The sequence below is a fragment of the Allobosea sp. NPDC055594 genome (assembly GCF_053618995.1).
The window spans coordinates 1-23,493 of record NZ_JBSHIO010000011.1 but is presented as its reverse complement, the minus strand read 5'-3'; the positions used below and the strand labels follow the sequence as shown (position 1 = coordinate 23,493).

General features: G+C 67.5%; 25 protein-coding genes. 13 read left to right on the top strand and 12 right to left on the bottom strand.

The annotated features are described in order from the left end of the window. The first annotated feature begins 16 nt into the window (after positions 1 to 16). Together argB and ACWGRX_RS20145 are read left to right on the top strand one after the other, a co-directional pair. Positions 17 to 919: an acetylglutamate kinase gene (argB, locus tag ACWGRX_RS20150; RefSeq protein WP_291646334.1), complete on the top strand. Its 903-nt coding sequence runs from the start codon at positions 17 to 19 to the stop codon at positions 917 to 919. A gap of 233 nt (positions 920 to 1,152) precedes the next feature. After that, complete coding sequence (locus tag ACWGRX_RS20145; RefSeq protein ID WP_452118985.1) at positions 1,153 to 1,908, top strand: pyrimidine 5'-nucleotidase; 756 nt, start codon at positions 1,153 to 1,155, stop codon at positions 1,906 to 1,908. 60 nt (positions 1,909 to 1,968) lie between these two features. Here ACWGRX_RS20145 and ACWGRX_RS20140 read toward each other — a convergent pair whose 3' ends face one another. Both ACWGRX_RS20140 and ACWGRX_RS20135 read right to left on the bottom strand, forming a co-directional pair. Next, positions 1,969 to 3,303 carry an 8-oxoguanine deaminase gene (locus tag ACWGRX_RS20140; protein ID WP_291646335.1) on the bottom strand — a complete coding sequence of 445 codons (1,335 nt, stop codon included), beginning with the start codon at positions 3,301 to 3,303 and terminating at the stop codon, positions 1,969 to 1,971. Between the two features lie 95 nt (positions 3,304 to 3,398). Next, on the bottom strand, positions 3,399 to 3,689 hold the full coding sequence (locus ACWGRX_RS20135) for a hypothetical protein (RefSeq protein ID WP_452118984.1): 291 nt from the start codon (positions 3,687 to 3,689) through the stop codon (positions 3,399 to 3,401). Positions 3,690 to 3,816: 127 nt separating this feature from the next. Here ACWGRX_RS20135 and dapD point away from each other — a divergent pair, with 127 nt between their 5' ends. Beyond that, complete coding sequence (dapD, locus tag ACWGRX_RS20130; protein WP_291633642.1) at positions 3,817 to 4,659, top strand: 2,3,4,5-tetrahydropyridine-2,6-dicarboxylate N-succinyltransferase; 843 nt, start codon at positions 3,817 to 3,819, stop codon at positions 4,657 to 4,659. Between the two features lie 192 nt (positions 4,660 to 4,851). Here dapD and ACWGRX_RS20125 read toward each other — a convergent pair whose 3' ends face one another. Both ACWGRX_RS20125 and ACWGRX_RS20120 read right to left on the bottom strand, forming a co-directional pair. Further along, positions 4,852 to 5,403, bottom strand: coding sequence for a DUF1269 domain-containing protein (locus tag ACWGRX_RS20125; RefSeq protein ID WP_291633644.1), 552 nt, complete (start codon positions 5,401 to 5,403; stop codon positions 4,852 to 4,854). A gap of 127 nt (positions 5,404 to 5,530) precedes the next feature. Then, positions 5,531 to 7,024: an MDR family MFS transporter gene (locus tag ACWGRX_RS20120; RefSeq protein ID WP_452119075.1), complete on the bottom strand. Its 1,494-nt coding sequence runs from the start codon at positions 7,022 to 7,024 to the stop codon at positions 5,531 to 5,533. Between the two features lie 64 nt (positions 7,025 to 7,088). Here ACWGRX_RS20120 and ACWGRX_RS20115 point away from each other — a divergent pair, with 64 nt between their 5' ends. Together ACWGRX_RS20115 and ACWGRX_RS20110 are read left to right on the top strand one after the other, a co-directional pair. Next, complete coding sequence (locus ACWGRX_RS20115) at positions 7,089 to 7,577, top strand: hypothetical protein (protein ID WP_452118983.1); 489 nt, start codon at positions 7,089 to 7,091, stop codon at positions 7,575 to 7,577. Then, positions 7,574 to 8,095: a hypothetical protein gene (locus tag ACWGRX_RS20110; RefSeq protein ID WP_452118982.1), complete on the top strand. Its 522-nt coding sequence runs from the start codon at positions 7,574 to 7,576 to the stop codon at positions 8,093 to 8,095. The genes ACWGRX_RS20115 and ACWGRX_RS20110 overlap by 4 nt, the downstream gene beginning before the upstream one ends. A 74-nt stretch (positions 8,096 to 8,169) precedes the next feature. Here ACWGRX_RS20110 and ACWGRX_RS20105 read toward each other — a convergent pair whose 3' ends face one another. From ACWGRX_RS20105 to ACWGRX_RS20090, 4 genes are all read right to left on the bottom strand, one after another. Continuing rightward, entirely contained in the window at positions 8,170 to 8,658 is a 489-nt protein-coding gene (locus ACWGRX_RS20105; protein ID WP_452118981.1) for a GlcG/HbpS family heme-binding protein, read from the bottom strand. Positions 8,659 to 8,761: 103 nt separating this feature from the next. Further along, the gene (locus ACWGRX_RS20100; protein WP_452118980.1) at positions 8,762 to 9,370 is read right to left on the bottom strand and encodes a response regulator transcription factor; all 609 of its coding nucleotides are present in this window, start codon (positions 9,368 to 9,370) and stop codon (positions 8,762 to 8,764) included. Next, positions 9,367 to 10,872 (bottom strand): sensor histidine kinase, encoded by a 1,506-nt coding sequence (locus tag ACWGRX_RS20095; protein ID WP_452118979.1) that lies wholly within the window; start codon positions 10,870 to 10,872, stop codon positions 9,367 to 9,369. Before ACWGRX_RS20095 ends, ACWGRX_RS20100 begins: the two co-directional genes overlap by 4 nt. A 97-nt stretch (positions 10,873 to 10,969) precedes the next feature. Beyond that, on the bottom strand, positions 10,970 to 11,911 hold the full coding sequence (locus tag ACWGRX_RS20090; protein ID WP_452118978.1) for an HWE histidine kinase domain-containing protein: 942 nt from the start codon (positions 11,909 to 11,911) through the stop codon (positions 10,970 to 10,972). Between the two features lie 206 nt (positions 11,912 to 12,117). On the opposite strand from ACWGRX_RS20090, the gene ACWGRX_RS20085 reads away from it, so the two are divergent. Beyond that, positions 12,118 to 12,897 carry a DeoR/GlpR family DNA-binding transcription regulator gene (locus ACWGRX_RS20085; protein WP_452118977.1) on the top strand — a complete coding sequence of 260 codons (780 nt, stop codon included), beginning with the start codon at positions 12,118 to 12,120 and terminating at the stop codon, positions 12,895 to 12,897. A 321-nt stretch (positions 12,898 to 13,218) separates the two neighbouring features. Then, positions 13,219 to 14,748, top strand: coding sequence for a glycerol-3-phosphate dehydrogenase (gene glpD / locus ACWGRX_RS20080; RefSeq protein WP_452118976.1), 1,530 nt, complete (start codon positions 13,219 to 13,221; stop codon positions 14,746 to 14,748). A 25-nt stretch (positions 14,749 to 14,773) separates the two neighbouring features. Here the strand turns inward: glpD and ACWGRX_RS20075 are convergent, their stop codons facing one another. After that, a complete protein-coding gene (locus ACWGRX_RS20075) occupies positions 14,774 to 15,181 on the bottom strand; it encodes a VOC family protein (RefSeq protein ID WP_452118975.1) in 408 nt (135 codons plus the stop codon). Between the two features lie 82 nt (positions 15,182 to 15,263). Continuing rightward, a complete protein-coding gene (locus ACWGRX_RS20070) occupies positions 15,264 to 15,710 on the bottom strand; it encodes a MarR family winged helix-turn-helix transcriptional regulator (protein WP_452118974.1) in 447 nt (148 codons plus the stop codon). Between the two features lie 85 nt (positions 15,711 to 15,795). On the opposite strand from ACWGRX_RS20070, the gene ACWGRX_RS20065 reads away from it, so the two are divergent. Beyond that, positions 15,796 to 16,530, top strand: a complete 735-nt coding sequence (locus ACWGRX_RS20065) for a DUF899 domain-containing protein (RefSeq protein WP_452118973.1) — start codon at positions 15,796 to 15,798, stop codon at positions 16,528 to 16,530. Positions 16,531 to 16,731: 201 nt separating this feature from the next. Here the strand turns inward: ACWGRX_RS20065 and ACWGRX_RS20060 are convergent, their stop codons facing one another. Further along, entirely contained in the window at positions 16,732 to 18,381 is a 1,650-nt protein-coding gene (locus ACWGRX_RS20060; RefSeq protein ID WP_452118972.1) for an acyl-CoA dehydrogenase family protein, read from the bottom strand. A 110-nt stretch (positions 18,382 to 18,491) separates the two neighbouring features. Beyond that, complete coding sequence (locus ACWGRX_RS20055; protein WP_452118971.1) at positions 18,492 to 20,024, bottom strand: 4-hydroxyphenylacetate 3-hydroxylase family protein; 1,533 nt, start codon at positions 20,022 to 20,024, stop codon at positions 18,492 to 18,494. An 83-nt stretch (positions 20,025 to 20,107) separates the two neighbouring features. Between ACWGRX_RS20055 and ACWGRX_RS20050 the strand changes: the two genes are divergently transcribed. The 5 genes from ACWGRX_RS20050 (at position 20,108) to ACWGRX_RS20030 (ending at position 23,397) form a co-directional block, all read left to right on the top strand. Continuing rightward, the gene (locus ACWGRX_RS20050) at positions 20,108 to 20,746 is read left to right on the top strand and encodes a TetR/AcrR family transcriptional regulator (protein WP_452118970.1); all 639 of its coding nucleotides are present in this window, start codon (positions 20,108 to 20,110) and stop codon (positions 20,744 to 20,746) included. Positions 20,747 to 20,748: 2 nt separating this feature from the next. Continuing rightward, on the top strand, positions 20,749 to 21,279 hold the full coding sequence (locus ACWGRX_RS20045) for an isochorismatase family protein (protein WP_452118969.1): 531 nt from the start codon (positions 20,749 to 20,751) through the stop codon (positions 21,277 to 21,279). Between the two features lie 5 nt (positions 21,280 to 21,284). Continuing rightward, entirely contained in the window at positions 21,285 to 21,920 is a 636-nt protein-coding gene (locus ACWGRX_RS20040) for a 2-hydroxychromene-2-carboxylate isomerase (protein WP_452118968.1), read from the top strand. Positions 21,921 to 22,021: 101 nt separating this feature from the next. Then, complete coding sequence (locus tag ACWGRX_RS20035; protein ID WP_452118967.1) at positions 22,022 to 23,026, top strand: Vgb family protein; 1,005 nt, start codon at positions 22,022 to 22,024, stop codon at positions 23,024 to 23,026. After that, positions 23,023 to 23,397: a c-type cytochrome gene (locus ACWGRX_RS20030; RefSeq protein ID WP_452118966.1), complete on the top strand. Its 375-nt coding sequence runs from the start codon at positions 23,023 to 23,025 to the stop codon at positions 23,395 to 23,397. Before ACWGRX_RS20035 ends, ACWGRX_RS20030 begins: the two co-directional genes overlap by 4 nt. Positions 23,398 to 23,493: the final 96 nt, after the last annotated feature.

The window sequence follows — 23,493 nt, the reverse complement described above, 5'->3', positions numbered from 1 at the left end:
CCGTCGCGGAGCCTGCATGATGATCAACCCTGCCGCCCATCTGACGCCATCGCAAGCGGCCGAGCTCCTCGTCCAGGCGCTGCCGCATATGCAGCGCTACGACCAGGAGGTGATCGTGATCAAATATGGCGGCAACGCCATGGGCGACGCCGCCACCGCCGAGGATTTCGCCGAGGACGTGGTCCTGCTCGAGCAATCCGGGCTGAAGCCGGTGGTCTGCCATGGCGGCGGCCCACAGATCGCCCGCATGCTCGACAAGCTCGGCCTGAAATCCGAGTTCAAGCAGGGCCTGCGCGTCACTGATGCGGCGACCGTCGACGTCGTCGAGATGGTGCTCGCCGGCTCGGTCAACAAGGAGATCGTCGGCTACATCTCGCGCGAGGGCGGCAAGGCGATCGGGCTTTGCGGCAAGGACGGCAACATGGTGATCGCCAAGAAGGCGACCCGCACCATCGTCGACCCCGATTCGAAGATCGAGCAGATCCTCGATCTCGGTTTCGTCGGCGAGCCCGACACGGTCGACACCACCGTGCTCGACGCGACCCTCAAGGCCGAGCTGATCCCGGTTCTGGCGCCGGTCTGCGCCGCCGCGGACGGCCAGACCTACAATGTCAACGCCGACACTTTCGCCGGCGCGATCGCCGGGGCGCTCAACGCCAAGCGCCTGCTGCTCCTGACCGACGTGCCGGGCGTGCTCGACAAGGACAAGAAGCTGATCCCGGAGCTGACCGTCGAGCAGTGCCGGCGCCTGATCGCCGACGGCACCATTTCCGGCGGCATGATCCCGAAGATCGAGACCTGCATCTACGCTCTGGAAAAGGGCGTCGAGGCCGTCGTCATCCTCGACGGCAAGGTGCCTCATGCCGTGCTGATCGAGCTCTTCACCGATACCGGCTCGGGCACCATCATCAGGAAGTGAGGGCCGAACCTGGCCGTCATTCCGGGGAGCTGCGTGGCAGCGAGCTCGCACCTCATGAACACCGAATCTGCCGGCAGGCCCGCCGTGAGGTCAGGGCATCTCCGAAGGATGCCGATGTTCATGGGTTCCGGGCTCTTCGCTGCGCGAAGCCCGGGAACGTAGGACTTCCCCATCGCAAGGACTTTGCAAGAACCTTGTATGTCATGCTGTCACGTCCCACATGACATGATCCAATGAAACAGAACGCTGACATCGCCGCCACCCTGCCGCTCCTGCCCGACATGGACGCTTTCGGCCATGTCGACCATTGGGTCTTCGACCTCGACAACACGCTCTATTCGCATGAGGCGAAGGTCTGGCCGCAGGTCGACGAGCGCATCACGCTCTTCCTGGCAGAGCTGTTCGGCCTCGACGGCATGTCGTCGCGGGCGCTGCAGAAATATTATTACCAGCGCTACGGCACGACGCTGAAGGGGCTGATGGAGGAGCACGGCATCGACCCAGCCGACTTCCTCGACTTCGCCCATGAGATCGACCTGACCCTGCTCGATCCCAATCCTGCGCTCGGGGCTGCGATCGCGGCATTGCCCGGCCGCAAGCTGATCCTGACCAATGGCTCGCGCGGCCATGCCGAGAACGTCGCCGGCAAGCTCGGCATCCTCCATCACTTCGAGGACATTTTCGACATCGTCAATGCCGGCTTCACCCCGAAGCCCGAGCGCGCGACCTACGAGAATTTTCTCGCCAAGCACGGCGTCGATCCCGGCCGGGCGGCGATGTTCGAGGATATCGAGAAGAACCTGATCGTGCCGAGCGCGCTCGGCATGAAGACGGTGCTGATCGTGCCGCGCACGCCCGATCCCTTCCGCGAGGCCTGGGAGCAGGCGGCGGTCGAGGCCGGCCATGTGCATTTCGTCACGAACGATCTGACCGGCTTCCTCGGGCCGCTGACGCGGGCGGAGCTCCCTCCGCTTCCTGTTTCGAAATAGCTCTGGGTCATCCCGGATCAGCGCCGCTTCGCGGCTTGTCCGGGATGATATTGCAGGAGCTCAGGCAAAGCGCCGCGAGGCGAGATTATGCGAGCGGCGCAGGCCGGACAGGTCGAGCCCGGGAATCTCGCCGTCGATCACCCGCCAGCGCCCGCCGACCAGCACCCGGTCGGCCCTGCTGGCGCCGCACAGCACCAGCGCGGCGATCGGGTCATGCGCGCCGGAGAAACGCAGCTCGTCGAGCTTGTAGAGCGCAAGGTCGCCCTGCAGGCCGGGCGCGATCTTGCCGATATCGTCGCGCCCGAGGCAGCGGGCCGAGCCTTCCGTCGCCCAGCGGATCGTGTCGCGCGCCGTCACCGCGCCGGCGCTCTTATAGTGCAGCCGGTTGACCAAGAGCGCATGGCGCAGCTCCTCCATCAGATTGGAGCCGTCATTGGAGGCCGAGCCGTCGACGCCGAGGCCGAGCGGGGCGCCGGCCGCTTCGAGCTCGCGGGTCTTGCAGAAGCCGGAGGCGAGCACCCCGTTCGAGGTCGGGCAATGACAGATTCCGACGCCGGCCTTGCCCAGTCGCTCGCATTCCTCGCAGGAGAAATGGATGCCGTGCGCCAGCCAGGTCTTCGGTCGCATCCAGCCGGCGTCCTCGAGCAGGTCGAGCGGGCGCTTGCCATAGACTTCCAGGCAATAGGCGTCCTCGTCCTCGGTCTCGGCGAGATGGGTATGCAGCGGGGCATCGAAGCGGGCGGCGAGCTCGGCGGATTTCGCCATCAGCGACGGCGTCACCGAGAAGGGCGAACAGGGGGCGAGCGCGATCTGGACCATGCTGCCGGGGGCAGGATCGTGGAACAGCTTCAGTACGCGCTCGCTGTCGGAAAGGATCGTCTCCTCGTCCTGCACGACCTCATCCGGGGGCAGGCCGCCATCCTTCTGCGACAGGTTCATCGAGCCGCGCGAGATGGTGACGCGGATGCCGAGCGCGCGGGCTTCCTCGACGGCGATGTCGACCGCGTTCTCGAGCCCAGCCGGGTAAAGGTAGTGGTGGTCGGCTGCGGTGGTGCAGCCGGAAAGGAGCAGCTCGACCAGGGCGGCCCGCACCGCGATCCGCAGATCCTCGGGCCGCAGCCGCGCCCAGAGTGGATAGAGCGCCTTCAGCCAGGGAAAGAGCTCGCGGTCGATCGCCGCCGGATGGGCGCGAGTCAGCGTCTGGTAGAAATGATGGTGCGTGTTGACGAGGCCGGGCAGCACGACATGGTCGGAGGCGTCGAAGCTCTCGGTCACGGGCCGCGAGGGGAAGCCGCCGAGCGTGACGAGCTCGACGATGACGCCGTCCTCGATCACCACCCCGCCGCCGGCGTTTTCAGCGAGAATGGCGAGCGGATTTCTGATCCAGAGGCGCATGATGTGTCCGGGTATAAAGGCAGCGATTCAGTCGATCGTTCCGCATAGGTGGGACATTGGTCGAAGGCCAGCCCGGGTAGTCATTTCACGGTGGTTCAATCGTCCCAGAACGGGCCGCTCTTGCAGCGATAGCCGATGAAGCATTGCGGCGTGTCGCGTGCCGGCACCCAGGCCGGATCGGCATATTCGTCGAACTGGCAGAAGCCGCGATGGGCGACGAAGCGGTCATAGGTATAGCCGCCAGTGCCGAGCACGATCGCGCCATTGGCGCGCACGCTCTGCTGGTTGGCGGCGCAACTGCGCGACAGCGTCGACGGCCGTCCCTGGGCCAGGGTTGCACTGGTGAAAGCCAGCGTCAGGAGGAGCGACAGGGCGATCCGTTTCATCGGGCTTTTCCGCGTGGCGAGCCTTTCCATCATAACACGTCTGGCCGGCCGACGTTCCCTCAGCCTTGACGTTGCTGCCTGCATCGGCCATCGCTCCGGGCGCCCTCATGACTGCCGGAGCTGTCTCATGTCGCTGACCGATCTCGCCGCCACCATCGATGCCGCCTGGGAGAACCGGGCCGAGATCGGCATCTCGACCAAGGGCGCCGTGCGCGAGGCCGTCGAGCAGGCGATCGAGATGCTCGACGCCGGCAAGGCCCGCGTCGCCGAGAAGATCGACGGCGAATGGGTCACGCATCAGTGGCTGAAGAAGGCGGTGCTGCTCTCCTTCCGGCTGACCGACAACCAGATCATGGCGAACGGCCCGGGTGAGGGCGTGTTCTGGGACAAGGTGCCGTCGAAGTTCGAGGGCTGGGGCGAGAACCGCTTCCGCGCCGCCGGCTTCCGCGTCGTGCCGCCGGCCGCGGCGCGCAAGGGCTCCTTCATCGCCCCGAACGTCATCCTGATGCCGTCCTTCGTCAATATCGGCGCCTATGTCGATTCCGGCACCATGGTCGACACCTGGGCGACCGTCGGCTCCTGCGCCCAGATCGGCAAGAACGTCCATCTCTCGGGCGGCGTCGGCATCGGCGGCGTGCTCGAGCCGCTGCAGGCCAACCCGACCATCATCGAGGATAACTGCTTCATCGGCGCCCGTTCCGAGGTGGTCGAGGGCGTCGTCGTCGGCGAGGGCGCGGTGCTCGCCATGGGCGTCTTCATCTCGGCCTCGACCAAGATCGTCGACCGCGCCACCGGCCAGGTCCATATCGGCAAGGTGCCGCCCTATTCGGTGGTGGTCTCCGGTTCGCTGCCGGGCAAGCCGATGAATGACGGCACGCCTGGCCCGGCGCTCTACTGCGCGGTGATCGTCAAGACGGTCGACGCCCAGACGCGGGCCAAGACCGGCATCAACGATCTGCTGCGGGACTGATTATCTACGACAAGGAGATGGCGAGAGGGTCCGTTCGGCATTGGATGCCGGCCCTCTCGCCGCTTTCGCGCTGATCGCGCCGGCTCGAGCTTCTGTCGCGCCGAGCAATATCGATCACTCCATCATTCCGAGCCCTGCAAAGCCGAGCGCCGGAATGACGGAGTTTGAAGGTGGCCCGAGCGGGCGAGCGCCTCAGGCGGCCGGGGCAGGGTTCGTGGTCGCCTCAGGGCCGGGCCCCGTGGGCACCGGCTGGGCGGCCGGGGAGGCGGCCAGCGCATCGCGCAAGGCCTGCTCGCGGGTATGGTCGAGTGAGGTCTTCAGCACCAAGCCGCCGGTGCCCTTGATCGCCTCGAGAACCTTGTCGCCGGTCATCTTCTGGATCAGCACGAACAGCGCCGCATTGCCGGGCTGCAGGGTCGTCGACAGCTCCTTCATGAAATTGTCGTTGACGCCGTAATCGGACAGCGCGCCGCCCAGCGCACCCGAGGCGGCGCCGATCGCCGCGCCGAACACCGGCATCAGGAAGATCGCGCCGATCAGCAGGCCCCAGAAACCGCCCGAAGCGGCGCCGAGCGCCGTGGTGTTGAGCAACTGGTTGAGCTTGATCTTGCCGCCCTCATGCATCACGGCGATGGCGGCATCGCTGATCTGGATCAGGTATTCCTTCTGCAGCCCGAAGAGCTTCTGGCGCATTTCCTCGGCCTTTGCCTCGGTCGGATAGACGATGACGACGAGATCAGACATGGGGGAACTCCTAGTAAGGCGGGAATGCCAAGCTGACGATAACTTGTGACAGGCTTGCGGCGAAAGCCATGATTCAAATCAAGGCAAGCAGGGCTCCCCACCTCTGCTTCCCGCACCGGCTTCCCGCCTATTCGGTTGCCAGCTCCCTGGCGGTTTCCTTCGCCGCGCCGCGCAGAGGCAGCTCCTTCATCCGCGCCAGGAACAGCAATGACAGGGCAAAGCCGACGAAGGTCGCGGCGAATACATAGGCGAAGAGCCGGACCATGACCTCGCGGTCGACCGCGCCGGCCCTGAGTGTTTCGGCCGAGAGCCCGGCGCCGCTCGCGCCCATGCCACCGAGCACGATCGCGCCGAACACGGCGACGATCAGCGCGCCACCGATCTGCCGGAAGAAGTTGGCGGTGGCGGTCGCCGTGCCGAGCTGGTGCATGGCGACGGCGTTCTGGATCGCGACGGTCGCGACCGGGAGCAGCGTGCCGAAGCCGAGGCTGATGACTGCGAGCACGGCTCCGAAGGGCACGAGCGGCAGTCTTCCGGCGAAGATCGCGAGGATTGCCGTACCGGCGAGCGCCACGACAAGGCCGGCGAGCGGCACGCGCTTGTAGTGCGTCAGCTTGGTCATCGCCCGGCCGGAGGCGGTCGCGCCGACGACCGTGCCGCAGGTCAGCGGGATCAGTCCGAGCCCGGAATGGGCCGCGGACAGGCCGGCCACGGTCTCGAAATAGAGCGGCAGATAGATCGTCAGGCCGATGAAGGTCCCCATGCCGAAGCCGGCGGCGATGGTGCCGTCGCGCACCACCGGATTGGCGAGGATGGCGAGTGGAATCAGCGGCTCCTTCGCGACCCGCAGTCGCCAGGCGAAGCAGAGCCAGAGCGCGAGCGAGAGCAGGACCAGCCCGAGGATCGGCGCCGAGAACCACGGATAGAGCACGCCGCCCCAGGACAAGGCGAGCAGCAGCGTCATGGTCGCGCTGGTCATCAGCAGGGCGCCGAGCAGGTCGAGCCGGTGCGGCCGCTCATGGCGCGGCAGGCGGCGCAGCGCCTTGTCGGTCATCCAATAGGCGGCGAGCCCGAGCGGCAGGTTGATCCAGAAGATCACCGACCAGTGCAGCGCCTCCGAGATCACGCCGCCGAGCACCGGCCCGAGCAGCGAGGAGGAGAAGAACACGCTGGCGATGTAGACCTGATACTTCCCGCGCTCCTTCGGCGGCACCATGTCGCCGATGATCGTCTGGGCCAGCGCGATCAGCCCGCCGCCGCCGAGGCCCTGGATGAAGCGGGCGACCACCAGCAGCCAGATCGAGGAGGAGAGCGCGCAGGCGACCGAACCGACGATGAAGATCACGATACCGCCGAGCAGTGTCACGCGCCGGCCATGGATGTCGGCGAGCTTGCCGTAGAGCGGGGTCACGGCGGTCGAGGCGAGCAGATAGGAGGTCACCACCCAGGGCAGATGGGTGACGTCGCCGAGTTCGCGCCCGATCGTCGGCATCGCGGTCGCGACGATGGTCTGGTCGAGCGCCGCCAGGAACATGGCGAGCATGATGCCGATCAGGATCGAGCGGATATCGGCATGGCTGAGCGCAGCCGCCGGCGCCTCGGTCTCGACCCGCTTGTCCATCGGCACTGCGCCCGTCCTGTGAATTGGGAATGGCGGACCTTAATGCGCTGGCAGGCCATGCGCCATGCGCGGGCGCGCAGGGCCGATCGGCGTTGCGATCACGCTGCCGTTGCGGACGCCGGCAGGCAATGCACAATATCGGCAGGCGCGGTACGACGCCGGGAAGGGGGCTGCGATGCGGGCGGTGGTGCTGCCGATAGTCGTGATGCTCGGCGCGGCGCCGGCCTTCGGACTCGAGCTTGAAGGCCGCTATGGTTTTGCCGGAGAGTGGGCCGTCTCCGCGACGCTGACCGAGGGCACGGTCCCCGGGCTCTGGCGCAAGCGCGAATTCGCCGGGCCGGTGCAGCTGAAGCACCTCGCCATCTGCGGGCCGGGAGAGGTTTCCGAGAAGACTGGTACGCTCCGCTTGAGCCGCACCGGCGCGAGCTATGTCGCGAAGCTGGTCGTCGGCGAGGACAGCTGCGAGGTCGCCGGTGTACTCAACGAGGATAGGGTCGCCTTCGCCGATTGCGGCAGGAGCGGCAAGATCCCGCTAAGGCTCTGGTCGAAATGAGGCAGGCGATCCGGCGTTGCCTCCTCCCGGCCTTGTTCGTCGACGCGCTTGTCGTGGGGAGGGTCGCGGCAGAGGACCGGCGGCCGACGCTCTGTCTGCGCGAGGAGAAGGCGGTATTCTCCTGCGCCATCGGCAGCCGGATCGTCTCGCTCTGCGCCTCTGCCGATATCGGCCCGGGCCAGGGCACGCTCGTCTACCGCTTCGGGCGCAAGGGCGCGCTGGAACTGGTCTATCCCGATCCGCCGCGCCCACCCGGCTCCGCCTTCAGCACCGCTGTCGTCGGCGATGCCGGGTCAGCCGGCGACATTGTTCGCTTCTCGCGTGGCGATGCCACCTACACGCTCTATTCGCTGACGGTGAAAGGACAGGGCGATCGCGACGGCCTCGTCGTGACGCAGGGCGGACGGCGGAGTCATCTCAGATGTCGCGATTTCGCCCTCGGCGACCAGGCCTGGGCGCCGGTCTATCGGGCGAAGCTGCCCCGGGCCGAGCCGGCCGAGCTCGACCTGCCGCGTTGACCGGGACCTGAACGGCAAAGAGCCGCGCCATCGCGGGGGCGAGGGCGCGGCCCGGTCGGGCATCGTTCGTGAGATTACTTCAGCTTGGCCGCGATCGCCTGCAGGCCGGCATTGGCGCATTCCTCGTCGAGATGGCCGCCGGGAGCGCCGCCGACGCCGACCGCGCCGACGACATCGTCGCCGACCTTGACCGGCACGCCGCCGCCGAGCAGCAGGAAGCCGGGGATGTGCACGAGATTGCGCGCGCCGGCATTGTTGGCGGCGGCTTCCGCCATCGCGCCGGTGTTCGAGCGGGCCGAGGCCGAGGTGAACGCCTTTGCGCGGCTGGCTTCGAGGGTGTGCGGGCCGGCGCGGTCGGCGCGGACCATGGCGCGCACGACGCCCTGGCGGTCGACCACGGTCGCGGTGACATTGAAGTTCTTGGCGGCGCAGGCCGCGACGGTCGCCTGGGCCAGTTCGACGGCGATGGCGGAGGGTAGGACGCGCTCCTGCGGCACCTGGGCCTGGGCGAGGGCCGGCAGGGCGACGGCGGCGGAAATCAGGATGAGACGGGCGAAGGACATGGCGAACTCCTCTGACGGCCACCGAGGGTGGCGGCGTGAAAGGAGAATGGCGAAGCCGCCCGGCCCCGTGCATCAGGGTGATCGACGCGCGGCATCGGTAGTTCTACCGATCGGCGCCCTGCAGATGCAGCCGGACCATCTCGGCGAGCGAGCTGGTTTCGAGCTTTTCGGCGAGATGGGCGCGATGCGTGTCGACCGTCCGCGGCGAGATGCCGAGCCGGCGCGCCGCCTCCTTGCTCGAATGGCCCTCGGCGATCAGGGCGAGGATTTCGCGCTCGCGTTCGGAAAGCCGCTCCAGCCGCTGCCGCGCGGAAGAGGCATCCGCTTCCGCCGCGAGCATCGCCTCCAGCCGGGCGAGGGCAGCCTGGACCGTGTCGATCAGCACTTGTTCGTCGATCGGCTTGGTCAGGAAATCGGCCGCGCCATTGCGGAAGGCGACGCGGCAGGCCTCGACATCGCCATGGCCGGTGATCACGATCACCGGCCAGCGGCAGCGGCTCGCCGCCAGGCGCTCCTGCAGCTTCAGCCCGGTCAGGCGCGGCATCCGGATATCGGTAACGATGCAGCCGGGCGGCAGGCCGGGCAGGGCGTCCAGGAAGGCGAGCGCATCCTGATAGCCCCGGACGTCCAGCCCGACGGTGCGCAGCAGGAAGCCGAGCGCCTCCCGCACCTCCCAATCATCGTCGATCAGATGGACGAGGCGCAGGCTCATTCGGCGGCCTCTTGGCGAACCGCTTCGGCCGCCAAAAGCAGGTGGAAGCTGAACACGGCGCCGCTTGCGGCAGCGTTGCCGCCGTCCAGCGTTCCGCCGAAGCGCTCGATCAGCCGGTTGCAGAGCGCAAGGCCGAGCCCGAGCCCGCCGGGCTTGGTGGTGAAGAAGGGCTCGAACAGCCGCGCCTGCGCCTCCGGAGAGAGCCCGGGGCCGCTATCGGCGACGCTGAGCACGGCCTGTCCCGCTTCCGTCGCCACGGTGATCGTGACGACCCGCTCGCCCTTCGCCTCCGCGACAGCATCGAGCCCGTTGCGGCCGAGATTGAAGACGACCTGTTCGAGCTGGACCCGGTCGGCCCGGACCAGTGGGCGGCTGCCATCGCTCTCGACCTTGAGCGAGCTGCCGGCCGGCAAGGCTCCTGTCGTCAGCAGATGGGCGACCTCGCGCGCAAGCTCGGCGAGATCGACGATTTCGAGATCGGGCTCGGACTTGCTGATCCAGGCCCGCAGCCGCCCGAGGATCTCACCCGCGCGCTTGGCGTTGCGCGCAATCGCGTCGAGGGCCGGCGCGAGCGTGGCGGGCTCGACCCCGGGACGCTGGACGAGGCGCTGGCCGGCCTGGGCATGGCTCAGGATCGCGGTCAGCGGTTGTGTCAGCTCATGGGCGATGCCGGAGGCGAGCTCGCCCATGGCGTTGACCCGGCCGGCATGGGCGAGCCTTGCATCCTGAGCTGCCAGGGCGGCTTTGCGCGCGGCTTCGCTCGCCCGGGCCCGGGCTTCGAGCAGCCGGTCGACGAGCAGCGCGCCGAGCGCGGTCAGCAGGGCCGCGACGATGAGAAAGGCCGGCGGCGGTGTCGGCCATCTCGGCGCCGTGGTAGCCAGGCTGAGCCGCAGTGGCTGGGTCCGGCTGGCAATATCGGCGCTGAAGGCGGCCTTCCTGCCTGCCTGCGCGTGCTCCGCGAGCCCGAGCTCGGCGCTGGTGCCCTCCGGCAGTGCCACGTCGCTGGCTGCAAGCCGGGCGATGTCGATGACGAGCGCGATGGCATAGTGACCGACGCCATCCGTCAGGGCGCGCTTGACCAGGAGCAGCTTCGTCCCGTCGTCGATGGCGCGGGTCCGCACTGTCGCGCCGGAGGCCTGTGCCGCTTCGGCTGCGACGATGGCCGGGTCGGTCACATCGAGCAGCGAAGCCGGCGGCGTGGTGGCGAGATCGACGACGTCGATCCCGACGATGCGCGGATAGAAGCGCGTGATGCTGGCGGCGACCTGCTCGACCGTCGCGATCGGCGCGGGGTCGGCGGCCTGGACCAGGGCGGAGAGGCTGGTCAGATGCGCGTCGTGCTGGTCGGCCCGCTGCGAGATCAGGCGATGCAGGGTCTGCCCAGCTTTGGCGAGTTCGGCCGCGGCCTGCTGGCGCAGCAAGAGCGAGGAGAGCACGCAGGCAAGGCCGAACAGCGCGACTGCCGACAGGAGGGTGATGCTGCGGCGCCGCGTTCCCGTCATCGTTCTTCCACCATCCTCCCACCGGGCCAGTTTCCGGCGAGGCGAGGATAGCGGCTTTGCGGTGCGGCTGCACGGGCTCGCGGCTGCCGTGGCGGCGCTAGGTTTCCGCCAGGCCAGAAAGCGGCGCCCGCAGCGACAACACGATGCCTTCGGCCGCATAATCGGTCTGGGCCGTGCCGCCAAGATAGCTGCCGAGTGCCTTCTCGATCATCTGCGAGCCGAAGCCGCGCCGGGTCGGCGGTGCGACCAGCGGGCCGCCGCGCTCCTGCCAGCGAAACAGCATGTCTCCGGCCTCGAGCTGCCAGGCTATCTCGACGCGGCCGGCTTCATGGGATAGCGCGCCGTATTTGATGGCGTTGGTGCCAAGCTCGTGGGTGGCCAGCGCCATGGCCAGGGCGCATTTCGGCGACAACGCGACGGCCGGGCCGGCAATCGCGATGCGCGCGCCGAAGCGATGGGGCGCCAGCACGACTTCGACGAGCTGTTTCAGGTCGGCGCCATGCCGGCTCGCCGACAGCAAGAGGTCCTGCGCCGTGCCCAGCGCTCGCAGGCGGTCGAGCAGGCGGGGCTTGGCGGTCTCGATCGGCTCGTCGCCCTGGCGCAAGGTCTGGTTGACGATGCTCTGCACCATGGCGAGCAAGTTCTTGATGCGGTGGTTGAGTTCGCCGGCGAGCAAGCGATAGCGCTCTTCGCTGGCCCTGAGTTCGGTGATGTCGCGCGAGACCGAGAGAATGGCCTCCGGTCTGCCGTCCGGCCCGATGATCGGCGAGACTTGGACGTCCCAATAGCGCAGATTGCCGGCGGCGGTGTTCGCCGGGCCCTGGAAGCGATAACTCTTGCCGCCGCGCGCCGCTGCGATCGCCGCCCTGGTCTCGGCCGCACCGGCATCGTCCCAGAAGTCTGGCCAGGCGCAGCCGCGGATCGCCTCGAAGTCCGTGACCTCCATGACACGCTGACCGCCTTCGCTCATGAAGGTGAGCCTGCCCTCGAGATCGAGCACCTTGATGCAGTCATCCGATGCCGCGAGCACCGCGCGCATGAGGCGCGCATCCTTGTCTACCTGTGTCGGCACGTGCGCGCTTTCAATCGCTGGGGCTATTCTCGTCCAGTTCGACCGCTACAGCATTGCTTGTCAAACCAGCATGTCTTTTGACAGGTTTCCCGTCTCGTCGTCGGCGGCGGGGCGGCGATTGACGCGAGCCCCCGGTCCCGTCAGCTTGGCGCGATCCCGAAGGAGCCTCGCCCATGGAAAGCCTGACGCCGCGCCAGCGCGAGATCGTGACGCTGGCGCGCAGCCAGGGCCGGGTCAGCGTCGAGGAACTGGCGTCGCGCTACGAGGTCAGCGTCCAGACCATCCGCAAGGATCTCAACCAGCTCTGCGAGCAGCGCGTGATGTCGCGCGTCCATGGCGGTGCGGTCGTCGCCTCCAGTGTCGAGAACCTCGCCTATGAGGCGCGCCGCTTCATCGCCGGCGAGGAAAAGGCGGCGATCGGCCGCGCGGCCGCGGCACTGATCCCCAATGACGCCTCGCTCTTCATCAATATCGGCACGACCACCGAGGAGGTCGCCCGCGCGCTGACCGACCATCAGGGCCTCCTCGTGATCACCAACAACCTGCATGTCGCGACGCTGCTCTATCCGCATCCGCGCATCGAGGTGATCGTTGCGGGCGGCCCGGTCCGGCGCTCGGATGGCGGGGTCATCGGAGCGGCGGCGATCGACCTGATCCGCCAGTTCAAGGTCGATTATGCCGTGATCGGCACCTCGGCCATCGACGAGGAAGGCGCCCTGCTGGATTTCGACTATCGCGAGGTCAGGGTTTCGCAGGCGATCATCGAGAACGCCCGGCAATGCCTGCTCGTCGCCGACAGCACCAAATTCGAGCGCTCGGCTCCCGTTCGCATCGCCCATCTGCGCGATGTCGACGTCTTCGTCACCGACCGTCTGGAAGCCGAGCCGCTGCGCGAGCTCTGCCGCAGCGAGGGGGTCGAGCTGGTCGAGACTGCCACCAAGGCCTCGTCCTAGAGCAAGCTTCGCCTTGACCTGTCGTCATTCAGGACAAGCTGCGAAGCCGCGCAGCTCCGGAATCCATCATAGAGCGCTGCTGCCTTACGGTGGTTTCCGGCATTCCGCGGAGTTTATCCTTGGGCTGGCCAGAGGCCGGACCCGAGGGCTCCGGCCGGAATGATCTTGGGGTTTGATCGGAACGCGCTTCATGTCGGAGAGCTTCTAGACGCAAGGTTGAAGTTTCGCTTTTGATTTCGCTTTTGCATTGCACGCAAACAAAGCGCGCATTATCTATCCTGATGCGGGCGGGGTCCGAAGCTCCCTGCCGGGAGGGTAATCGTGTCGACTCCGGTCTGCGATGTCGCCATCATCGGCGGTGGCGTGAATGGTTGCGGGATCGCCCGCGATGCTGCTGGCCGCGGTGCCTCGGTCGTCCTGTTCGAGCAGGGCGACCTTGCCGGCGCCACCTCCTCGGCCTCGACCAAGCTGATCCATGGCGGCCTGCGCTATCTTGAGCATTACGAGTTCCGGCTGGTGCGCGAGGCGCTCACCGAGCGCGAGGTGATCTGGCGCGCCGCACCGCATATCGTGCGCCCGCTACGCTTCGTCCTGCCGCATCACGAAGGCCTGCGGCCCTGGTGGCTGCTGCGGCTCGGCCTCTTCCTTTACGACCATCTCGGCGGCCGCAAACTCCTGCCCGCGACGCGTTCGCTCGATCTGCGGCGAGACGAGGCCGGCAGGCCGCTGCAGCCGCGCTTCAGCCGCGGCTTCGAATATTCCGATTGCTGGGTCGACGATGCGCGCCTCGTCGTGCTCAACGCCCGCGATGCGGCCGAGCACGGTGCGCAGATCCAGACGCGGACCCGCGTCATCGGCGCGCGCCGCCAGGGCGATCACTGGCTGGTCGAGACCGAGGCTGCGGATGGAATGAGGGCGCAGACGGCGGCCCGGACCCTGGTCAACGCCGCCGGGCCCTGGGTGGCCGAGGTGCTCAACGGCATCGCCCCGAGCGAGCAGTCTGCCGCGGTCAGGCTGGTCCAGGGCAGCCATATCGTCGTGCCGCGCCTGTTCGAGCACGACCGCTGCTACATCTTCCAGAATGCCGATGGCCGCATCATCTTCGCGATCCCCTATGAGGGCGATTTCAGCCTGATCGGCACCACCGATCGGGATTATCACGCCGATCCGGCCAAGGTCGCCGCCAGTGAGGAGGAGATCGCCTATCTCTGTGCCGCTGCTGGCGAGTACTTCCGCAAGCAGATCCGGCGCGAGGACGTGGTCTGGACCTATTCCGGGGTGCGGCCGCTCTATGATGATGGCGCCAGCAAGGCCCAGGAGGCGACGCGCGATTATGTGCTGAAGCTCGACGAGCCGGCGGGCTCCGCCCCGCTGCTCTCGGTCTTCGGCGGCAAGATCACGACCTCGCGCCGCCTGGCAGAGGCGGCGGTCGAAAAGCTCGCCGCAGCCGTGCCGGCGCTTCGCTCCGCGCCCTGGACTGCCGGGGCGCCGCTTCCCGGCGGCGATTTCCCGGTCCAGGGCTTCGAGGCTTTGGTCGAGCGGAGCTGCACGGCGCGGCCCTGGCTCGCTAGGCCGCTGGCATGCCGACTGGCGCGTGCCTATGGCACTCGCACTGAGCGCCTGCTGGAAGGTGCCGCCTCGATGGCCGATCTCGGCCGGAATTTCGGCGCCGAGCTGACGGAACGCGAGGTCGATTGGCTGATGGCGCAGGAATGGGCGGTAACCGCCGAGGACGTGCTGTTCCGGCGCAGCAAGCTCGGCCTGCGGCTCTCGGCCGAGCAGCGCCGGGCGCTCGACGACTACATGGCGTCGCAGCATAGCGCCGCGCCCGTGCTGGCCGCGCAGGGGTGAGGCCGGCGGCGCTCGTCGAAGGGCGCTACTCGGCCTTTACTGCGGCTGGATCCATCCAGAACGCCTCCCAGACATGGCCATCGAGGTCGCGGAAGGCGCGGCCATACATGAAACCGTGATCCTGCGGCTCGCTGAAAGTGCTGCCACCGGCCGCGAGCGCCGCCTCGACGATGGCGTCGACAGCCTCGCGATCGTCGCGTGAAAGCGCGATCAGCACCTCCGTCGTCTTGTCCGTGTCGGCGATCGGCTTCGGCGAGAAGCCGGCGAATTTTTCATGGCTCAGCAGCATGGCGAAGATGGTGTCGCTGATCACCATGCAGGCGCCGGTCTCGTCGCTGAACTGCGGGTTGAACGAGAAGCCGAGTGCTTCGAAGAAGGCCATCGACTTGGCGAGGTCCTTCACTGGCAGGTTGACGAAGATCATCTGAGGCATTGCGTGCTCCTTGGCGGCTTCGTTCTGGGTTCGGGACCGGCGTCGGCGGGAACGGCCAGTGGGGCGGGGCGATGTGGCGCGGCTATGACACGGCGATAAGCGCCTGTCGGAGCTTGGCCGGTTCGATCTCGGTGAGGCGGGCATCGACGGTATCATGCGTGCGCTGCCAGATCGGCATCGCCTCTGCCAGCAGCGCAAGTCCCTCCGGGGTAATTGCCAGAAGGCGGCTGCGGCGGTCTTTGTCACCGGGAGAGATCGTCACGAGGCCGCGCCGCTCGAGCGGCTTCAGTGCAGCGGTCAGGGTCGTGCGGTCCATGCCGAGCAAGCTGGCGACGGGGCCGATCGGCGGTGGTTCCGGCCGGTTCAGCGACATCAGCAGGGAAAATTGCTGGTTGGTCAGCCCAAGTGGCCGCAGGGCCTCGTCGAACAGCCGGGCCAGCGCCCGCGCTGCGCGCTGCATATGCAGGCACAGGCAGTGATCGCGCACATGCAGCGTGGTCGTGAACGGGACCGGCGATTCCGCTGGCATGAGGGCTGATTTTGACATTGTGCAATTATGTTGATATCAACTCTTTAAGTCAAGAACAGGGGCGCAGCGCTGAAGGGAGAAAACCGTGCAGCATCATCAGCTTGCCTCTAAGGCCGAATGGCTGGAAGCCCGCCGCGCGCTTCTGCGGCGAGAGAAGGAGTTCACCCGGCTGCGCGACGCGATCAATGCCGAGCGCTTGGCTCTGCCCTGGGTCAGGGTCGAGAAGGACTACGCCTTCGACACGCCTTCCGGACGGCGCAGCCTGGCGGAACTGTTCGATGGCCGCAGTCAGCTCATGATCTACCATTTCATGTTCGGGCCGGACTGGGAGGCCGGCTGCCCGGGTTGCTCCTTCATGGCCGATCATTTCGACGGGACCCTGCCGCATCTCAACAATCATGATGTCACGCTGGTCGCGGTCTCGCGGGCGCCGCTCGCCAGGATCGAGGCCTATGAGAAGCGGATGGGCTGGAATTTCCCCTGGGTCTCGTCTTTCGGCGGCGACTTCAATGCCGATTTCCACGTCTCCTTCACCAAGGAGGAATTGGCGAGCGGCAGCGTCGCGTACAATTTCACGCAGACGCCCTCGGAGCAGGCCTTCGACGAGCTGCCGGGCATGAGCGCCTTCAGTCGCGGCGAGCAGGGAGAGGTGTTCCACACCTACTCCTCCTATGCCCGCGGCCTCGAGGATCTGGTCTCGACGCTGATGATACTCGACCGCGCGCCCAGGGGCCGCAACGAGACGTCGACGCTCAGCTTCGTCAAGCGCCATGACGAATACGAGGAGCCGGCACGGGCCCACGCCTGCTGCGCCGCCTGAGGACGGCGCTCCACGGAACGCGCGCATAGGGTTGGTAGGGTGTCCGCCTCCTCGTGAGGATGGACTTGGGGCGCGCGATTTTCGAAAGCTGTGACGGTCGCTGCCGTCACTGCGGGGAGTGAAGCTCCGAAGCAATCCAGGGGTCGCGATGCGTCGGCTGGATTGCTTCGCTCCGCTCGCAATGACAGGGCGGCCGTCGCGCTACATCCGCGCCACCGTCGCGCGCTGGACGATGCCCGCCAGTTCCGGCGAGGGCTCTAGCGTGCCGAAGACATAGCCCCAGTCGGCGTCGAGTCGTGAGCGGCAGAAGGTCTCGAACACCGCCTCGTCGGCATGTTTCCTCAGTTCGGAGGCCTGCAGCGCATAGGCCATCAGATTGGCGAGCCGGCGGCCATGGCCGTCATCATTGCGTGGCTTGGCGACTTCCGTGCCGAGCCGGTCGAGCCAGCGGTCGAGCGCGCGATCGGCGCCCCGCGCGCTGCCGACCTCTTCCATGAAGGCCTCCTTGGTGCGCGGGTCGCGGTTGAAGGAGCGCAGCACGTCCATGCACATCATGTTCGAGGTGCCCTCCCAGATCGCGTTCAGCGGCGCCTCGCGATAGAGCCGCGCCATCGGGTTCTCCTCGATGAAGCCGTTGCCGCCATGGCATTCCAGCGCCTCGACGACGAAGGCGGCGGCGCGCTTGCAGTTCCAGAATTTTGCCAGCGGCGTCGAGACGCGGGCGAGATGGCGTTCCTGCTCGTTCGTCTCCATCGCATCGGTCGCGGCGGCGATGCGGAAGGCCATCAGCGTCGAGGCCTCAGAGTCGATGGCGAGATCGGCGAGGATATTGCTCATCATCGGCTGCTCGGCGAGCGAGGAGCCGAAGCCCCGGCGGGACTGGGTGTGGTTCAGCGCCAAAGTCAGCGCCTGCCGCATCAGCCCGGCCGAGCCGACGGCGAAGTCGAGCCGGGTGAGATGGGCGTGGGAGAGGATCTCCTTGATGCCGGCGCCTTCCGCGCCGACCAGCCAGCCGAGGCACTCGCGGAATTCGACCTCGGAGGAGGCGTTCGAGCGGTTTCCGGCCTTGTCCTTCAGGCGCTGGATCTGCAGCCGGTTGCGGCTGCCATCGGGCAGGAAGCCCGGGCAGAACAGGCAGGAGACGCCGCTCTCGGTCTGCGCCAGGGTGAAGAACCCGTCCGATTGCGGCACCGAGAAGAACCATTTGTGCCCGGTGATCAGATAGACCCGGCCCTCCGGCGTGTCTTCGAGAAAGCGCGCGGTCGTCTGGGTCTGGCGCAGATCCGAGCCGCCCTGCTTCTCGGTCATCGCGTAGCCGATGCTGGCGCCGGCCTTCTGCGCCACCGGGAGTGGGCGCTCGTCATAGCGGCCCGAGGTGATCTTCTCGCGCCAGAGCGCGAATTCCGGCTGGGCGAGGCCGGGATAGGCGGCATAGGTCATGCCGGTCGGGCAGCCGACGCCGTGCTCGACCTGGTTCCAGAGATAGGACATCACCGCCCGCGCGGTGTGGCCATTGGCCTGCTTCGTCGTCCAGGCGAGCGAAGGCACCTCATGGGCGAAGGCGAGACCCATCAACTCGTGCCAGGCCGGGTGGAACTCGATCCAGTCGATGCGGTTGCCGTAGCGGTCATGGGTCCTGAGTTCCGGCCCGTGCCGATTGGCGAGACGTGCGAGATCCTGCGTATCGGCATCGCCGGCGAGGGCGCCGAGAGCGCCGGCCTTGCCCGTGGCCCAGGGCACCAGACGCGCGACGACGCCCTGCAGCACCGTATCGCCGGAGAAGGCGTTCCAGCCGGTCGCCGGCCGGGCCTGGTTGAGGACCTGATGGGTGGCGCTGCTGTGAGCGGTCATGAAGGGCTCTTTCGTCCTGCTCGGCCTCGTGCCGAGCATCCACGTCTTGCGACGCGGATGAAGGGAAGACGGGGATGGTCGGGACAGGCCCGACCATGACGGTACGGGCGCTATTCCGCCGCCTCCTGCGTCGTCATGCGTTCCGGCACCTCGCAGCCCGTGACGCAGCAGCGGCCGGGCTGCTTGGAGGTGCGCGAGCCGTCGGCGAGGGCGCCGCGGTCGAGCAGGCTTTCGACCAGCTCGACCTTTTCCATGACGGGATAATTGCGCCAGATCTCGCGCTTCATCGCCTCGGGCGAGCCGCCGCCATGCAGCGAGATCACCGAATACCAGCCGGCCTCCTTCGAGACGGTCAGGTCCTCGATGAAGCGCGCCACCTCCGCCCGCTGCTCATAGGGCACGTCCGGCCGTCCGGTCAGCACGGCGGCGAGGGAGCCGGCCGTCTCGGGGTTGTGGTCCTCGTCCGGCCCGGGCAGGGCGACGATCAGCCCGCCCGAGACGTAATGGGCGATGCGGTGCATGTCGTAGATCTTGGTGGCCAGCAGCAGCTTGCCGATGTTCGAGAACACGGCGTCCGGCATGGCGACGCCCGACGCGTCCTTCTGGCAGTAGACGGATGCCGCAACGCCACAGGCGAAAAAGCTCTCGGTGATGGTGATCAGCTCGACCATCTGCTCGCGGATATGGGAATGGCGGTCGGCATCGAGCCCGTTCGCCTCGATCATCAGCGCTCCGGCGCCGATCAGCAGGTCGCCGAAGCCGGCGCGCGCCCCGATGCAGCTATGGCGATGATGGCTGGCATAGCTGGTGGTGAGATAGCCGGCCTCCTCGATCTCGCCGGCCATGAAGACCCGGTCCCACGGCACGAAGACGTCGTCGAACATCACCGCGCCTGTCGACTGTCCGTATTTCGCCGAGAATTTCGCGGCCGGATCGCCCGGCCTGCCTGCCGGGCGGGCGACGATGGTGACGCCTTCCGCATCGCAGGGCACGGCGCAGCACAGCGCGAAAGCCTCGTCGCCCGGGGCATGGGTCCGGCAGGGCATCACCAGGAATTCGTGCATATACGGCGCGCCGGTGACGATCGCCTTGGTGCCGCGGATGACGATGCCGTCCTTCCGCCGTTCCTTGATGTGGACGTAGGCATCGCGGTTCGCCTGCGCGCCCGGCCGCTTCGAGCGGTCGCCCTTGGCGTCGGTCATGGCGACGCCGATCGTCAGGTCGCGGTTCTGCGTATCGTGCAGATAGGCGAGGAAGCGCTGGCCGTAATCCGTGCCGTGGTTGGCGTCGGCCCGCGTCGTCGCCTGCAGGATGCCGCCGAAGGCGTCATGCGTCAGATAGCGCTGGGCGCAGCCGGAGATCTTGCAGACCAGGCGCACCGCCTCGAGCTTGGCGAGCAGATCGCTGGACGAGGCGTCGACATGCAGCATGCGGTTGACGGTCTTGCCCGAGCTCGGCTGCAGCGCGGTCATGATCGGCCGGTGGGTCTCGTCATGGGCGAGGTCGTAGGTGACGCCGACCGCGTTGATTCCCGGTGCCAGCATGGGCTCGTCGGCGACGGAGCTCACGCTCTGCCCGCTGACGAAGACCCGCGGGCGGTAGCTGCGCAGCGACTCGCGATAGGCGGCTGCATCCATCAGCATGGCGTCGTCCTCCAGCAGGTTGTTGCCGACAAAATTGAACGGTGTTAGATTTTCGTCAAGCGGTCTTTTTGAGGAGTTCCAGGGTGGGGGAGGAGGCGACGGGACGAAAGCGCGGCCGCTATGCCGCGACCGATCTCAAGCGCGGCCTGATCCTGACCGCAGCGAGGACGATCTTCGAGCGTGACGGTCTCGACGGTGCGTCCCTGCGGGCGATCGCGGCCGAAGCCGGCTACACCCCGGCGGCACTGTATTTCCATTTCGACTCGAAGGAGGCGCTCTATGCCGAGGTGCTCGGCCAGTCGCTTGCGGCGCTGACCGCCTTCGTCGACGCCGCGGTCGCAGGCGCGGCGACCCTGCCGCAGCGTTTCCGCGCGGCCGCGCTCGCCTTCTTCGATTTCTATGCCGAGAACCCGCGCGATCTCGATCTCGGCTTCTACCTGTTTCGCGGCGGCATGCGCCCGCACGGCCTCGGCCGCGAACGCGATCGGACGCTGAACGAGGCGTTGGAGGCGAGCCTGGCGCCGATCCGTGAGGCGGCGCGCGAGCTCGGTGCGAATCCGGAGCTTGCAGACTTGATCATGGCCGATGCCTTCGCCCATGCTTCCGGCGTGCTCCTCCTGGCGCATACGCGGCGCATCCGGATGTTTGGAACGCCGCCGCGCGCGCTGATGGAGCGCCATGTCGAAACGGAGCTGGACCGGCTCCAGCGTGGAGCCCGATGACGATGAGCCTGATCGATGCCGGCCGTTCCCGCCTCGTTATCGTCGATTTCCAGGCAAGGCTGATGCCGGCGATCCATGACGGGGCCCGCCTCGTCGCCAATGCCCGCCGCCTCGTCGACGCCGCCGGCCTGCTCGGCGTGCCCGTGCTGATGACCGAGCAGAACCCGGCCGGCCTCGGGACGACCGTCCCCGAGCTCGCCGGGGCAGGTCCCGTGATCGCCAAGATGAGCTTCGATTCCTGTGGCGCGCCGGCCTTTCTCGCGACCCTTGCAGGCGAGGAGGAACTGATAATCTGCGGCTGCGAGGCCCATGTCTGCGTCGGCCAGACCGTGCTCTCCCTGCTGGCCCGCAAGCGCCGCGTCGTCGTGGTGCAGGATGCGATCGGCTCGCGCGCACCCGAGAGCAAGGAGGTGGCGCTGCGCCGCATGGAGCGCCATGGCGCCGAGATCGTCACCACCGAGATGGTGGTGTTCGAATGGCTGCGCACCGCCGAGCATCCGCATTTCCGTGCCGCAGCCAAGCTGATCAAGTGAGCCCCGTGACCAAGCCCGCCATCTGGTACTTCGACATCATCTCGCCCTTCGCGCATCTTGCGTTGACGAAGCTCGACGACATCCGTGCCTACCGCCCGGTCGTGCTGAAGCCGATCGTCTTCGGCGCGGTGCTCAAGGCCTGGGGCCAGCTCGGTCCGGCCGAGATCGCGCCCAAGCGCGTACACACCTATCGTCTCGCCACCCATCTCGCCGAGGCCATGGGCGTGCCCTTCCGCTTCCCGCCGAGCCATCCGTTCAACCCGCTCGCCATGCTGCGCCTGCTGACCGCGCTCGAGGGGGACGAGCACGCGGTCGCGGAGGCCTTCCGGCTGGTCTGGGCCGAGGGGCGCGACGCCAACGCCCCGCAAGTGCTCGGTCTGGTCGCGATTGCCGGCGGTCAGCCCGACGCCGTCCAGGCGATCGGCTACCAGAACGTCAAGGACAGCCTGCGCCAGAATACCGAGGAGGCGGTCGCGGCGGGCATATTCGGCGTGCCGAGCCTGCTGATCGACGGTGAGATCTTCTGGGGCGTCGATGCCATGGCGATGGCCTGCGACTATCTCGCGGCGCCCGAGGCGTTCCTCGGCGGCGAGATGGCGCGGGTCTCGACCTTGCCGGCCTCGGTCCAGCGGCAGCTCTGAGGGAACCGCGGCGCGGCGAGCCAAGTTTCACCAACTTGTCGGTTTAGGCCAAGGGCCGATGGCCGGATGCTCCGGCCTGCCGCCGACGAAAGGAGAAGCCGATGCTGCGCCGTTCGTTCCTGAAAGTCGGTCTTGCTGGCCTCGCTGCTCCCGGCCTGATCCTGCGCGCGCAGGCAACCGAGCAGCCTCGGCCGGGCAATCCCTTCATCGTGACCTATTTCGACGTGCCCGGGATCAAGGGCTCGCGCGATGTCACCGATGCCGGTGACGGCACGCTCTGGGTTTGTGGCCAGCGCAACGGCACGCTGGGGCGCTTCGACCCGCGCAACAGCCAGATCAAGGTGATTTCGCTCGGTGAGGGCGCGGCGCCGCATGGCGTGGTGCGCGGCCCGGACGGCGCCGCCTGGGTCACCGAGGGCGGACAGAACGCCATCGCCCGGATCGACGACAAGAGCCATGAGGTCCGACTGTTCCCGCTGCCGGCGGGCCGCGAGCGCGCCAATCTCAACACCCCGGTCTTCGACAAGAAGGGTGTTCTCTGGTTCAGCGGCCAGAACGGCATCATCGGCCGGCTCGATCCCAATTCCGGCAAGATGGAGGTGTTCGACGCCCCGCGCGGCGCTGGCCCCTATGGCATGACGCGCACGCCCTCCGGCGAGATCTGGTTCGCTTCGCTCGCCGGCAACTACATTGCGCGGGTCGATACCGAGACCACGTCCTTCACCGTGGTCGATCCGCCGACGGAAGGGCAGGGTGCGCGGCGGGTCTGGTCGGATTCGAAGAACCGGATCTGGGTCAGCGAATGGAATTCCGGCCAGGTTTCTTCCTATGATACCGAGAGCGGTAGCTGGAAGGTCTGGAAGCTGCCGGGCGACAGGCCGCGCACCTATTCGGTCTATGTCGATGATGCCGACAAGGTCTGGCTCACCGATTTCGCCGCCAACGCCATCCTCCGCTTCGACCCGTTGACCGAGAGCTTCCACAGCTTCCCGAGCGATCGGGCCGGCGCCAATGTCCGCCAGATGGACGGGCGCTCCGGCGAAGCCTGGGGCGGGGAGAGCGGCACCGATCGGCTGGTCCGGATCCAGACCGTGAAGCCCGCGTGAGGCTGGGATTCGCCGTTCTGGCCGTCCTCGCGCTGGCCGGCGGTACGGGCGCGGCAGCCGACGAATTGAAGCGCGGCGAGGCCTTGTTTCAGGGCTGCCGCTCCTGCCACGCGCTCGAGCCGGGCAGGGTGCGCATGGCCGGTCCGACGCTCGACGGGCTCTCCGGTCGGCTCCTCGGCGCGGCCGCCGGCTTCGACTACTCGCCCGGCTTCACTGCTATGCGCGAGAAGGGCCTGCGCTGGGATGCCGAGCGCCTCAAGGCTTATCTCGCCGATCCCGATGCGGTTGTGCCCGGAGGCTGGATGAGTCCGCCCGTCGGCCTCGGCGAGGCTGACCGGGCGGCGTTGGCGGCGTTCCTGCTGGCGCGTTGAAGCCGCCGCTCAGAGCGGTTTCTTGATCCATTTGGCGATGACGCCGAGGATGCCTTCTCGGAAGAGCAGCACGCAAAGCACGAAGATCACGCCCTG

Coding starts and splice junctions, on each gene's coding strand:
- argB (WP_291646334.1), top strand. CDS start 17: ATGATGATCAACCCTGCCGCCCATCTGACGCCATCGCAAGCGGCCGAG.
- ACWGRX_RS20145 (WP_452118985.1), top strand. CDS start 1,153: ATGAAACAGAACGCTGACATCGCCGCCACCCTGCCGCTCCTGCCCGAC.
- ACWGRX_RS20140 (WP_291646335.1), bottom strand. CDS start 3,303: ATGCGCCTCTGGATCAGAAATCCGCTCGCCATTCTCGCTGAAAACGCC.
- ACWGRX_RS20135 (WP_452118984.1), bottom strand. CDS start 3,689: ATGAAACGGATCGCCCTGTCGCTCCTCCTGACGCTGGCTTTCACCAGT.
- dapD (WP_291633642.1), top strand. CDS start 3,817: ATGTCGCTGACCGATCTCGCCGCCACCATCGATGCCGCCTGGGAGAAC.
- ACWGRX_RS20125 (WP_291633644.1), bottom strand. CDS start 5,403: ATGTCTGATCTCGTCGTCATCGTCTATCCGACCGAGGCAAAGGCCGAG.
- ACWGRX_RS20120 (WP_452119075.1), bottom strand. CDS start 7,024: ATGGACAAGCGGGTCGAGACCGAGGCGCCGGCGGCTGCGCTCAGCCAT.
- ACWGRX_RS20115 (WP_452118983.1), top strand. CDS start 7,089: ATGCGCGGGCGCGCAGGGCCGATCGGCGTTGCGATCACGCTGCCGTTG.
- ACWGRX_RS20110 (WP_452118982.1), top strand. CDS start 7,574: ATGAGGCAGGCGATCCGGCGTTGCCTCCTCCCGGCCTTGTTCGTCGAC.
- ACWGRX_RS20105 (WP_452118981.1), bottom strand. CDS start 8,658: ATGTCCTTCGCCCGTCTCATCCTGATTTCCGCCGCCGTCGCCCTGCCG.
- ACWGRX_RS20100 (WP_452118980.1), bottom strand. CDS start 9,370: ATGAGCCTGCGCCTCGTCCATCTGATCGACGATGATTGGGAGGTGCGG.
- ACWGRX_RS20095 (WP_452118979.1), bottom strand. CDS start 10,872: ATGACGGGAACGCGGCGCCGCAGCATCACCCTCCTGTCGGCAGTCGCG.
- ACWGRX_RS20090 (WP_452118978.1), bottom strand. CDS start 11,911: ATGCGCGCGGTGCTCGCGGCATCGGATGACTGCATCAAGGTGCTCGAT.
- ACWGRX_RS20085 (WP_452118977.1), top strand. CDS start 12,118: ATGGAAAGCCTGACGCCGCGCCAGCGCGAGATCGTGACGCTGGCGCGC.
- ACWGRX_RS20075 (WP_452118975.1), bottom strand. CDS start 15,181: ATGCCTCAGATGATCTTCGTCAACCTGCCAGTGAAGGACCTCGCCAAG.
- ACWGRX_RS20070 (WP_452118974.1), bottom strand. CDS start 15,710: ATGCCAGCGGAATCGCCGGTCCCGTTCACGACCACGCTGCATGTGCGC.
- ACWGRX_RS20060 (WP_452118972.1), bottom strand. CDS start 18,381: ATGACCGCTCACAGCAGCGCCACCCATCAGGTCCTCAACCAGGCCCGG.
- ACWGRX_RS20055 (WP_452118971.1), bottom strand. CDS start 20,024: ATGCTGATGGATGCAGCCGCCTATCGCGAGTCGCTGCGCAGCTACCGC.
- ACWGRX_RS20045 (WP_452118969.1), top strand. CDS start 20,749: ATGAGCCTGATCGATGCCGGCCGTTCCCGCCTCGTTATCGTCGATTTC.
- ACWGRX_RS20035 (WP_452118967.1), top strand. CDS start 22,022: ATGCTGCGCCGTTCGTTCCTGAAAGTCGGTCTTGCTGGCCTCGCTGCT.